Below are 12,279 nucleotides of genomic sequence, written 5' to 3' on the forward strand. Positions count from 1 at the left end.
CGCCACGACAACCTCGCGAGCCGCTGCGCCCTCTCCCTTCCAACGCCCGACCTGAACCGACCCCTCGAAGGAGCCTCGCCCGTGACCAGCCAGGAGCAGGCGCTCGCCATCGCCGACCGTTGGCTCAACCCGGAAGGCTCCGCGGAGCCGCGCCGTGAGGTCCGGATGCAGGAGTTCGACCTGGGGTGGGTCGTGTGGGCCGCGCCCGCGGAGCCGGAGCTTGACCCGGAGACCGGAGAGCGGCGGCCGCCCGCCGAGATCGGCAACGCCTGCGGGGTCGTCGACCGGCGCAGCGGAGAGCTGACGGTCTGGCCGTCAGTGCCCGTTGAGGAGGTCGTCCACATGTACCGGCAGAAGCACGGCGAAGGGGCGCAGGCGACCGGCCCGGCCGAGGGCTCCGGCCCTCCGGTCACCGGCCCCGGCAACACCGCTGTCTTCACGTACGTCGACCCGGCGAACGGCGAGGAGACCACCCTCTTCCGCACCTCCGCCCCTGGCCTGCCCCCCGCGGAGTACCAGGCATGGATGGAACTGCGGCGGATGAACGTACCCGCCGAGAACGTCGTGGCCGTCCACACCGACCTGCGCCCGAGCCTGCTCCCCGGCGGTTACACGGCTGAACTCCTCAACTCCTTCCGCAACGCCCAGCTCTCCTGCTCGCAGACGTACGGCGCCCGTCCCGAGGCCCGTGCGGAGGGCGTCGCGGCGCTGATCGAGCAGGTCGAGACGATGCATCGGATCGCGGGCCAGCAGGCGCCGCCCCGGCCGCACCGGCTCCCCGTTCCCGCCCAGGTGCCGCCCGCCGAGCCGATGCGTGACGTGGCGCTGGGCCGGCATCTCGTCGAAGTCTTCGGCCAGGACGGCGTACGCCGCTACGATGCCGACGACATCGCGGGCAGCCCGATGCCGGAGGCTGCCGGGGCGACGCTCACCTGGGCGGGGCTGCCCGCCGACCTCCCGCTCTTCTTCACCGCCGACCGGCCCGACGCCCCGCCGGCCGGCGGCCTGTTCACCGACGTCGCCACGAATCTGCGCGAACGGCGCAGCCCGGCCGGTGAGGAGAAGACCGACCGTCTGGCCCACCTGGCCCGGATCGGTTTCGACGGAGTGGCGGTCGTCGCGGTGCAGTGTCTGCCGGGCACCGGGCAGCCGGACGGCCTCGGCGCGGTGTGGGCGGTCGACCCGGTCACCGCCGCGGCCCGCTACATCAACGGCTCGGTCGCCGCCTTCGCCCGTTCCCTGGCCCTGATCGCCACGGTACGGGAACGGATGCAGGGACTGAGTCCGGTCGCGGCCGGTGCGGAAGTCGCGGCTCTACAGGAGCAGTTGGTGGCGATCGACGCGTCCGCGCTGGGGAATGCGGAGACTTGGTGGTCCCTCGTCGTCGAGCAGATGTGGCACGGGTTGTTCTGACCGGCCCTTGCCGGCAGTCAGTCCCGCATCCAGTCCAGAAAGGCGAGAGCACGAACCGAGAGGACGAACCGAGAGGACGAGGAGCGCATCCCGTGACCGTGCCGCCGGCCAGCGCCGAGGAGGCCCTCGCCATCGTGCGCAGCCGCTACGCGCGGCCCAGACTGCCGGACGGGTCGCCCGTGGAGCTGCGCGTCGAGGAGTTCGACATCGGGTACCTGGTGTACGCGGCGTTCCCGCCGGTCACGGACATCGCCGGGCGGCCGCAGCCGGCTCCGCCCGGCGGCAGCAAGGTAGTGGTCGCCAAGGAGACCGGCGAGATCATCGCTGTCCCCAACTACCCGACCGAGACGGCGATCGCGCTGTACCGGCAGCAGCTTCAGCCGCGTCAGGCATGACGCCTCCCGCGTGCTGGTGATCAGTACAGGGAGAACCCGCCGCTGTGCCGGCCCTGGTTCTTCTTGCCGGACTGAGAGGACTCCCCGTCCGTCATGCCCTGCTCGGAGGATTCCGACGAGGGCGCACCGCTCGGCGGGGTCTCCCCGCGCCTGATCTGCTCGCGCTCCTCCTCGGACAGTGACTCCCACTTACCCCGCAGGGAGGCCATGCCCCCACCCAGGGCGCGTGCCACCGTGGGGTCGTCCAGCGCGTTGCGCAGGGCGAGACGGCCGGAGAGGAGCCTCTTCGCCGCCTCCTGCATGTCCTTGCTGACGTTGTCGGTCTCGGACAGCTTGCGCAGGGCGGAGTTCAGGGAGCGGATCTGCTCCGGTTCGAGGGCCTCGTCCAGTACGCCGCGTTCTTGTGAAGGGTCGTCGGGACCCTGAGGGTCCGGGGAGTTCTCGGGTCGCCTGGTCATGTCGCCTCTCGTTGCTCCGCGCTTCTCGACATCCGCAGTATCTCCCGTCACATGCGGGTGCCATGCTGGCCCCTGCGGGCGGAGGATGAGCAGGGCCCGGGGAGAAGGCACGCAGGAAAGACACCCTATGAGGAGGGCCGTATCGTCATGGCGCGGAGTCACGGGACGGGAGACGCGCGTTCTCTCACCGGCCTGGTCGGCTGGGGCTTGGCACGACTTGGGCGTGCGGGCGGTCTCGTCTTCCTGCTCGCCGGGCTCGTCCTGAGCGGGTTCGGCGCGTACGAGGGAGCGTACGCGGCGGGCTGGGCCGGCACGCACGGCACATTGACGGTGCGGCAGTGCGATGTGACTTACCCGAGCAACGCCTCGCGCAGCAGCCGTAAGAACCGCCGGCCCGTCCGCTGTGAAGGGACCTTCGTCTCGGAGGACGGCAGGAGTACGGATGGCACCGCGACGGTGCGGGTCCGGCAACGGTACGCGACGGGAGCCGAGTTGGCGGTGCAGCGGACCGAGTCGCCGAGTGCCGATGACGCGATGAACGCCGATTACGTCCAGACCGGCATGGACCGGGCTTGGCGTTGGTTCGCCGCCTTCTTCGGTGGATGGGTCTTCGCCGGGCTCGGCGTCTTCTGCCTGGCCACCGGGTTCGCTCCCTTCGGACGGAGCCGCCTCTCGTTCGACGCGGCCTGGGAGGCGGCGGGGCGGGGCGTGACGCGGGCTGTCGTGGTCGGCGTGATCGGGGTGGGGCTCGTAGGGGCTGGGGTGTCGTACCTGGTCAGCTACTTCCTCTGACGGCTCAGGCCGCTCGTCTTCATGCCCCCACCAACCGCAGGTCCAGAAGCGGTCTGAGAGACCGGAACTGGACGGGATCCCTCACATCTCAGGCAACCGCGGCGACCTGCAACGGGTTTGTGACAGCAACCCTCTGAAGTTACCTCTGCCTGTGTCCGTAAACTCTTGCGGACGGCTGCACTCCTGTGTGATTCCCCCTGGCGGGAGAGGGAGTTGTACGGCCGTGCTGGCTGACGGGGGTGCTTGCTGCTGTGTCGATGATGCTGCCGGACGAACTCGAATGGGTTCTCGAAATGCTGGGCTACAGATGGCCCACGGCGGACGAGGACAAGCTCAGAGACTCAGCGGCCCTGTGGCGGCAGTTCGGCGAGGACGTCACCGAACTGCACACCAGGGCCAACAACAGCGCCCGCACGGTCACGGCACACAACGCCGGCGAGTCGATCGACAAGTTCGTCAAGACCTACGAGAAGTTCGACGGCCAAGGCGGCTCCGACGGCTACCTCCGCAACGCCGCCGAGGCCGCCTTCATCATCGCGAACGTCATGGAGGCCTGCGCCTACCTCGTCGAGTTCGCCAAATGGGCGGTCATCGCCCAACTCATCGCCCTGGCCATCGAGATCGTCGCCGCGCACGCCGCCGCGCCCTTCACCTTCGGCCTGTCCGAAGTCGCCGGACTGGGCGCCACCCAGGTGACCCGGCTGATCGTGCGCCGCCTCCTCGACGAGCTCAAGAAGGCGCTGATGGAGGCGATCGTCGAGGCGATGAAGGAGCCCGCGATCTCGGCGATCGAGGCGATCATCACCGACCTCATCCGTCAGACGGTGAACGTCGGCTTCGGCGCCCAGGAAGGCTACGACGTCGGCACCACCCTCAAGGCCGGCGGCACGGCGGGAATGGACGCGCTCCGCCAGACCCCGCAGACCCTGGCGGAGGGTGTCCGCGACAGCATGGGCAGAAAGGCGGGCGACCGCTTCCACCATGCGGTCGACAGCCGGATCGATGGCTACAACGGCCCCTCGGGCATGTCGAGTTCGCCGAGTGGTGACGATGCCGGCTCCGGCGAGGACACGAGCAGCGGGAACAGCGGGAACAGCGGCACCAGCGGCGACTCCGGCTCAGGGAGCTCCACTTCCTCGTCGTCCTCGTCGTCCTCGTCCGACTCCGGTTCTTCGGCGTCGGACCCGTCGGCGTCGTCGCGAACGAACGCCGTGACCGGCCCGGGCGTGAACATAGGCGGCGGTATATCCGCCGACACCGGCGGCAACGACATCGGCGGACCGAAGGTGGGGGCGGGCCCCGACTCCGGGCCAGGCTACGACTCCGGGCCGGGCCCGGATTCCGGCCGGGACTCGTCCTCCTCGGACTCGCCGTACTCGAGGCCGACGCCGACTTCAGGGCCGTCGCTGTCGGACTTCGACGATCCCTCGCCCGGCGGTCCCTCGTCCAGCGGCTCGGACTCGAACGGCTCGACCGTCACGCCGAGCGCCTCCGGCCCCTCCCACACCGGCAACGGCACCTCCGTCTCCGGCCTCTCCTCCCCCTCCCCGCAGTCCGCTCCCTCGCCCACGGCGTCCGGCGGAACGTCCTCCTCGCCCGGGGGCGGATCGATAGGCACCCAGATCGACAGCCTGGCCGCCGGCGCTCCCACACAGTCCAACGCGGCACCGACCCCCACAACGGCCGAGCCCTCGCCCGCCGGCAGCCGCTCGGACGGCGGCTCAGCCATACCGACGTCACCCGCGGCACCTTCCAGCGGCGGCACGGTCCCGGGGGGCACGCACCACGGCTCGGGCGGCTCGGGTAGCTCGGGCAGCGCTTCGTCCGCGACGAGCCCCAGCCCCACCCCCGCCCCGGCGAGAAACCCCTCTGCCGCCGTCCCCGGTACGCCTTCCGCCACGGGGACGGGGCCTGCCTCCACACCGAGCCCCACGTCTCCTACGGCGCCCCGCAGCACTCCTGCCCCGACGCCGGACGGGCGAACTCCGGGCGCGGGGGACGGCCGCGCGCCGAGCACACCAGACGTCCGAATACCGTCCCAGCGCCCAGGGAGTGCGCTCCCGGGCCACGCCGACTCACCGCGGAACACGCCAGGTACGACGCCCGGCGACCGCATTCCGCCGCGCAACAATCCTGGCTCGGCCATCCCTCCGGGAGACGCCACCACCCCGCGCAACAACCCCGGTACGGCCACCCCCGGTGGCGGCACCACACCCCGCCCCGCCACGGACTCGACCAGCGGCAGCACCAGTGGCAGCCGCAGCCACACCCCGAGCGCCAACCCGAATACGACCCCTTCGAACCAGAGCCCTACCCAGTCGGCTCCCTCCAGGACGACACCGCCGACCTCCAGCACTCCCACGGCGTCGCCCTCCACGTCGACCGGCAGTGGACCCGACCGCGCGTCGACGCCAAGCAGCGGCATTCCGAACCCCTCGACACCAAGCAACAGCACCTCGAACTCCTCGACTCAGCCTGGTCCCGTCACCCACAACCCCACCGCTCAGGGCACGCCGGGCACTCCGAACCAGCCGAACGCCGGCTCCACCCCCGCCCGGCCACCCCACCAGCCGGGGGGCAGCACGCCGAACAGCCCGAACCAGCCGGGCGGACAGCACACCGCACAACAGCCCCCGACCAGCCCCCCGAACCACCAGCAACAGCCCCAGGTCACCCCGGTCCCCATCCACCACGTGACCCCAGCGCCGAACAACCAGGCCAACCAGTCCACCCCCCACACTCCGAGCTCCACCCCGAGCAACCCCCATCAGCAGAATCCCGCGGACACCTCGAAGCCGAAGGAGCCCCCGACCCCGGCCTCGCAAACCCGCAACACCAATCCGCCGGGCGGCGTCACCGACCCCACCAGGGCGGAACAGGACGCCTTGGAAAACTCGGTCCCCCGAGACGAGAACGGCGACCCCACCCGACCGCCGGACCCCGCGGACGGCCGCTGGGTCGAGCGCATCAACGGCGAGGGCAGGGACGCCCCCGGGCGCAACAACAACTGCGTCGACACGGCCCTGTCCACGGTCGACACCTACGCCGGCAACCCCACGGCCGCAGGCGCCCGCACCCCCGACCACGACGCTGACGGCAAGCCCTCGGACCGCGGCGAGAGGGGCGGCCGCGACCGCATCGAGAACACGCTCGGCGCCCGCTTCAGCGACCTGGGCAACGGCCGCGACGCTTTCAACCGCTTGGAGAACACACTCCGCGACAGCGGCCACGGCTCACAGGCCGTGATCATCACGCAGGACGCCAACGGGCGGGCCCACGCGTGGAACGCCGTCAACCACAACGGCAAGATCACATACATCGACGCCCAGACCGGGCAGCAGAGCTCGAAGCCGCTGCACAGCGGGGACAACGGGGTCTTCGCGATTCCGCTGGACTCCGACCGGCAGCCGGTGACACCCGACCAGCGCGCCGACGACGGTACGCAGCCGCAGCGGGAGGCTTCCGAGACCCCCACGGGCGCCGACCGCAGGGCGCCCGACGAACCCGCCGGAACCGATCCCGATGAGACAAAGGAGTTTCCGGACGGCAAGGGTGACAAACCCAACACGGGGACGGCACCCGAGCGGCTGGGCTCCACTCCTTTCGAGGAAAAGCAGAACTCGGATCACCAGCACTACGGTGTCGTCGGCGACCAGGCTCAAAGGGACTTCCGGGACCACCGGGACATCCGGCAGATCGACCTTGATCCGGTCTACGACACCTTGCGGGACTTCGCGAACAACGACAATGCCGGGTTGCGTGACCTTCTCGAAGGAAGCAAGAACGGTACGACCTGGCGCCGCGACGAACTCGCGGATCGGATCCCCGGCTTCAACGAACTGAGCCGAGGCCAGCAGGCCGCTGCGGTCGGCGTTCTGGCGCGTCTGAGCAACGATTTCCACATGCACCAGGGCGTAGGCGCCAGTCCGTACCGGCGCGACGACAACCGGTCTGCTTACCACTGGTCGGAGGCGGAAGAGGCCCAGGAGGCACGAGAGGCGCACAGGCCGCGCGACGAAAGGCGGCAGACGAACTTCCCGGGGAACGACAACCAGAAATACCGGGACTCACGGGCCGCCGTCGCCGCTGCGAACGGAAAGCCCTTCTCCGAGGTGAGCGGCTCCGACGCTGCGTCCGCCAGCCCTGCGCAGCGCACCCGACACTACCTCGACGAAACCTACGGAAAGAGCGTGGCTGCCCAAGTCGTAGAAGCCACCGCGAACATTAAACCAAATTTCCTTGGGCGTAATTTCGCCGTCGTGGAAGTATACGACCCGGACACCAAACAGACCCACTACGTGGCCGACAGTTCGTTTAGCTACGTGGGACCACGACCCGACCACTCAGAACCGCACTTGGGTGGCTGGATCGAGCGTCTCAACGAGGACCGCGCGGTCAAGGGGAAGAGCCCTCTCATCCCCGCGCACCTGTATACCGAGCGGGAGCCGTGTGGTCACCCTTCCGAATCGAAGGGGCATGCGGACTGCGGAGGCTATATCCGCGCCTATCTGCCGGAGGAGATGGGGACGACCTACGCAACGGCTTACCGAAAAGGCGAACAGGTTGAACCATTCGTTCCGAGCGAGGGCAGACCGAACGCGGCGCAGGCCATGGAAGTGGACTTCCAAGACCACTTGAACAAGGTCGCCGATATCCTTAAGGCGTATGCCTTGCCAACACCAAGCAGCCCTGCATAGAGAAGACCCCGACGGTAGGAAAGACCTGACGCATGAGCACCACCCCGAACCCAGATGAAACCACGCCAGAACTCGCGCTGGACCGTGCGCTGCAGTGGATCGCCCACCCCCGCGACACCAGCTCCTGGCTGTGGATCGGCGGGCGTGCGGGCAGTGGCAGAACGGCGCTGCTGCGCCAGGTCGTAGCCCGCCACCCGGGCGCGGCCCACGTCGACTGCGCCGGCAGGTCAGCGGAGGAGGTGGCCCGTGAGCTGGCGACTGCCCTGGGCATCGCCGCCCTGGACACCTTCAACGGCGACATCACCGCCGTGGCGCGCCGGATCGGCGACAACCCCGTGATCGTGCTCACCAACACGCAGTGGGCGGGCCGGCTGCGCACCTCGCGCGAACCGAAGCGCGTGGTCGATCGGGTGGCACAGGCGCTGATCACATTTCATCCGCGCGGACTGCGGATGCGCCTGCTCGTCGAAGTCGACGATGCCCCGGGCACGGCCGACGAGTTGGGCGGGCGGCATCTGACCGTGCAGGGGGGCTTCGAAAGCATCCCCGCCTTCACGGAACCAAACGCGGATTCGGCCCTGCCGGCCGCCCTTGATGCGCTGGCGTTGGCCGAGCACCGTTTCGTTCCCCTACCCGTGTGGTCCCTGCTCTGCTCCGCCCTGGGCCAAGACGTCCCCGAGTCCCGGCTTCAGTCGCTGCTCAGCGACCCGGCGGCCGGAGACTTGCTCCACCGGACGGACGAAGGGACCGGCACCCCCCTCATCTCCTTCAAACAGGAGGCAATGGCCCGGCATCTGCGTACGCACATGCCAGCCGAGGAGGCCACTTCCTGGCACGCACGAGCAGTCACCGACCTCTGTGAAGCAGGCGCCCCAGAGGCGGCACGCTGGTACGCCGAGCGCGCCCTGGCCGGTCACGCTGCGGCAGCCGGCCAGTTCGAGGCATTTCTCCAAGACACCGCGGCAGTCGCCCGGGTCGGCCACGAGACGCTCTTCGAGGCGTTCGAGGCCGCGTTCCATGGACTGCCCATCCCCCAGGGGAGTGCCGGGGCCCGCCTCCACTACATGGCGCGCCGCGGCGTTCAGCCGTCGTCCCAGGGAGAGTGGTTGGCTCTGTTGCACCTGACCTTGATGCAGGCCGGGCCGACGGAGGAAGCAGCCGCCGATCTGCTCCTGTCGGCGGCCGGCCCCGTGGCCCTGCCCTGGCGGGCACTCTGGGCGGAAGGCGTCGGTGCTGGCGCGTTCAGCACGGACGCAGTGGTCAGGCGCCCGATCGTCCAGACGCTCCAGATCGCGCGCACCCCGACCGGCGATGTGGTCACAGCCCGCACACGCCGCGATCACATCGGCACCTGGGACCTGGTCTCGGGCACCCCCCGAGCCGATCCCGGTGAGGCCGCGGACACCCCCGGCACCACGCAGGCGGATCAGGGGCCCCGAGGGTGGCGCCCTGCCGGAGCCGCTAGCGGGGAGGTGGATCTGCCCCGCATGCCCCAGTACATCCGTGAAGGTGTGCGCTCGGGCCATCGCGTCGCCCTGGCCTCCATGGACGGAACGTGCGTGATCGAGATCAACCAGAGCATCGGACAGGAGGACGCACCAGGCCTCCTCAAGCATCTGGTGGGCACCGACACGACGCTTGCTCGGGCCGACCTGCCCGCCCAGGCTCTGGCTCCCACGACCGACTGGCTCACGGACATCTTCGGATCCGCGGCGGTCAAACGGTTCCCACAGGAAACCCTGCCAGCCACCCTCACCGACAGCGCCGCACGCGCCTTCCTCTCCGAAGTCGGCTTCCCCTGCGTCACCGGCTTCCTCGAACTCGACACCGCCGGCCTTGAGGACACCGGCCTGCACCCGGTTGCCGAGCCGTTCGGCAAACCGGACGAGACGGGATCCACGTACTTCGCCCTCGGCATCTGGCAAGGTGCGCGACTCCTCCTCGACGGCCGCGACGGGCGTGTGCTGCAGGATGGCTGGTCGGGAATCGAGGACGAGTTGGCGGGAAGCAGTCTCGCCCAGTTCGTCGCCATGGTCCGCCTCTACTACTGGTGGCGCGCCTCCGACTGGTCGATCGAGGACACGGAGACGGATCTACGTCACTGGCTGGACCAGATCGATTCTCAGGCCTACCAAACTCAGGGCTGGCAAAGGGTCTTCGAGGACTACAACTTCGACGACCGAGTCTGATGGGCCGGGCCCGGTTACTCGGCGACTCATTCCGCTCGTGACCGGGCGGATCCGGGCCGCTACGAAACGCCTGCAACGTATGCGAATTCGAGCCCTGCGGAGGAGCCACGAGTATATGTACCGCTTCCAACCGCCCACCCCTCGGAGGCGCTCGCCACCCTGACCGGCCTCGGCTTCCGCACTCTTGACGGCAGCGAACCGAGTCCTCCGCCACGGCCGCCTGAAAGGCGACAGGGTGCATCACGGCGTGCTCGGCGTCTTCCTCGACCCTCACTGCCGGATGACCGCGGGACAGTCTGGTCAACCAGCGGCCGTGGATCATTTGCACGACGACGCTTAACCCATCCCCGTGTGAACACACCGAAAGCCAGCAGACTCAGCCATGAGCCGTCAGGCACCCACCCTTTCACCCGTATCGCCCGATCAAGCCCTTGCCGAGCTTCTCGAGTGGTCGGACAGCGGGACTGAGCGAGTGGCCGAGCTGACCGGCCCTCCTGGGTCCGGACGGACGGGACTCGGCGGCATCTTCGCGGTCGAGCTCCACGAACCCGCCATGAACCCGCGCATCAGCAAGGTGCACGGGGAGCCGCTCTTCGACGACTCCGGTTTCCTCCCCGCACTGCACCGCAGCACAGCACGGCGCAGAGGCTCCTACGACCCCGACCTCTTCGAACCGGGCCTGGCCCGGCCGGGGCCGGGACGTTCCCCGGCAACGCCGTGCCAGAAGCGAGGCACCCAGCAACGGACCTACCCGAAGCCGGAAGAAACAGCGCAGCCGGCCAAGGTCTGGATCGGGCGAGAGACGGTCCGGTCAGTCGGTGCACCGGCCACGCCCAGCTCGATCCGCGGCGTTCCAACGCCGGACAGGCAGTCCCCGCCGATTGCGACCGTGATATCCGAACAGCTACTGCGCTCGTCGACGCTTCAGTGGCGGACGGCGCCGACTGGCTCGTCTTTCTACGAAGTGAGTTCAGACCCTTTCATGTAACCAGCTCCGCCTCCGACACGCCCCTCCTGATGTCGACAGCTTTGCTGCCTCTATCACCGCCGCCATCACAACCGCCGCAGTCCCCACAGCAACCGCCGGGCACCTACAACCCGTACAACCAGCCCGCGCCGCCACCACAACAGCAACCGGCCTTCGGACCGCCGCCGACCCCCCGGCCAGCCCCCGATGTATGCCAAGCCATCGTTCCACGCCCCTCTACGGGCAACAGCCGAACATGCGCGGCAATCCGGTCGGCGCAGTCCTCCTCGGATTCTTGGTCTCCATCGTCGTCCCGCTGCTCTTCAGCGGTCTCATCGTGGTCCTGGCCAAGGACCTGACGTTCGCCGCGTCCACCACCCTGTACTTGGCCCACGCCCTCCGAGCCCTTCTTCCCGGCCATGGCCTGGTGGAACGACGAAGCCAACGGTGCAGTCGACTGGTTCTCCAAGCTCGGCCTCGTGCTCGCCGCGGTCGCAGCCTGGGGCCTTGCCTACCTCGTCGGACCGCGCTCAGCGCTGACGGGCAGGCTTCAGCCATGAGCCGAGTTGTCGCCGAGCCCCGCCAAGGCAACTCGGGCGCCATCCGAATGGTTCACCACGGTTCGCCTCACGCACCCTCGAGGTACCCCAGCGCGAGCGTCAACGGCAGTGAGGCGAAGGCCAGTCCGAAAGCCGTAGCCGCCATCCCCGTACGAATCTCCTGTTTACCCCGGACCCCCAAGTACGCGGCGATCAATGGGAGCACGGCACAAAGCAGAAAGCTGAAGCGCCACCCGCCATCGGCAATGAGGAAAACGATGAGGGCCCAGCAGGCCGGGACGGACGCGATGCTCAAGTAGCACGCGCGCGTGAGGAAGCGCTCCAGGTCGTCGACCCCGCCAAAGAAGCCCACTGATTCTGACCGCCTTCTCCGCTACACCGCGGGGTGATCGTAACTACCGGTTCCCACCTTGGGGGAATCCATCCGCTGACGAGAACCCGTTGACGGCCGCGGACATGACCACGCCGATCGCGGCCAGCGCCGACGCGAACGTGTGAAATCACCAGGAAGGACTTGAGGAATTCGGCGAACTGAAACGCCATCTGCGCCGCCTGCGAGTAACAGCTCTGCAGGGACTTGAACGTCTCTCTGATCTCGTCGAGTTTCAGTTTACCGCGCTCCCGTTCTCCGGTCCGTCCGCCTAGCCTACGTGCGCTGGACACTCACCAGGACCTGGCCGCCGGGCCTGGCAATGACACCACCGCGGTCCAGATCTCCCGCAAACCAGGCCCCGTTCTCCAACTGCTTCGCCCTCGGCCGCCGTAGGCGCCAGGTCCGGGCAGCCATGGACGCCGACTGATGCTCGTC

General features: G+C 68.9%; 8 protein-coding genes and 2 pseudogenes. 6 read left to right on the plus strand and 4 right to left on the minus strand.

Translation table 11 applies throughout. From position 1 onward, the window contains the following. Positions 1-81: 81 nt before the first annotated feature. The gene (locus IE212_RS31800; protein WP_190201449.1) at positions 82-1,413 is read left to right on the plus strand and encodes an SUKH-4 family immunity protein; all 1,332 of its coding nucleotides are present in this window, start codon (positions 82-84) and stop codon (positions 1,411-1,413) included. Positions 1,414-1,505: 92 nt separating this feature from the next. Further along, positions 1,506-1,808 carry an SUKH-4 family immunity protein gene (locus IE212_RS31805; RefSeq protein ID WP_229864662.1) on the plus strand — a complete coding sequence of 101 codons (303 nt, stop codon included), beginning with the start codon at positions 1,506-1,508 and terminating at the stop codon, positions 1,806-1,808. 20 nt (positions 1,809-1,828) lie between these two features. Here the strand turns inward: IE212_RS31805 and IE212_RS31810 are convergent, their stop codons facing one another. Beyond that, positions 1,829-2,266 carry a hypothetical protein gene (locus IE212_RS31810; protein ID WP_190201450.1) on the minus strand — a complete coding sequence of 146 codons (438 nt, stop codon included), beginning with the start codon at positions 2,264-2,266 and terminating at the stop codon, positions 1,829-1,831. A gap of 147 nt (positions 2,267-2,413) precedes the next feature. Here IE212_RS31810 and IE212_RS31815 point away from each other — a divergent pair, with 147 nt between their 5' ends. After that, positions 2,414-3,058, plus strand: coding sequence for a hypothetical protein (locus tag IE212_RS31815; protein WP_190201451.1), 645 nt, complete (start codon positions 2,414-2,416; stop codon positions 3,056-3,058). Between the two features lie 293 nt (positions 3,059-3,351). Further along, positions 3,352-3,672: pseudogene (locus IE212_RS35760) on the plus strand (WXG100-like domain-containing protein); the annotation flags it as partial. A 392-nt stretch (positions 3,673-4,064) separates the two neighbouring features. Here the strand turns inward: IE212_RS35760 and IE212_RS31825 are convergent. Beyond that, the gene (locus IE212_RS31825; RefSeq protein ID WP_190201453.1) at positions 4,065-4,292 is read right to left on the minus strand and encodes a hypothetical protein; all 228 of its coding nucleotides are present in this window, start codon (positions 4,290-4,292) and stop codon (positions 4,065-4,067) included. 81 nt (positions 4,293-4,373) lie between these two features. Then, positions 4,374-5,513: a hypothetical protein gene (locus tag IE212_RS31830; protein WP_190201454.1), complete on the minus strand. Its 1,140-nt coding sequence runs from the start codon at positions 5,511-5,513 to the stop codon at positions 4,374-4,376. 559 nt (positions 5,514-6,072) lie between these two features. Between IE212_RS31830 and IE212_RS31835 the strand changes: the two are divergent. Next, positions 6,073-7,755 (plus strand): annotated as a pseudogene (locus IE212_RS31835) (toxin glutamine deamidase domain-containing protein); the annotation flags it as partial. Between the two features lie 32 nt (positions 7,756-7,787). Next, positions 7,788-9,944 carry an SUKH-4 family immunity protein gene (locus tag IE212_RS31840; protein WP_190201456.1) on the plus strand — a complete coding sequence of 719 codons (2,157 nt, stop codon included), beginning with the start codon at positions 7,788-7,790 and terminating at the stop codon, positions 9,942-9,944. A 1,594-nt stretch (positions 9,945-11,538) separates the two neighbouring features. On the opposite strand, the gene IE212_RS31845 is transcribed toward IE212_RS31840, so the two are convergent. After that, the gene (locus IE212_RS31845) at positions 11,539-11,823 is read right to left on the minus strand and encodes a hypothetical protein (protein WP_190201457.1); all 285 of its coding nucleotides are present in this window, start codon (positions 11,821-11,823) and stop codon (positions 11,539-11,541) included. Between the last annotated feature and the right edge of the window lie 456 nt (positions 11,824-12,279).

The organism is Streptomyces djakartensis, from assembly GCF_014651075.1.
Lineage (GTDB): Bacteria > Actinomycetota > Actinomycetes > Streptomycetales > Streptomycetaceae > Streptomyces > Streptomyces djakartensis.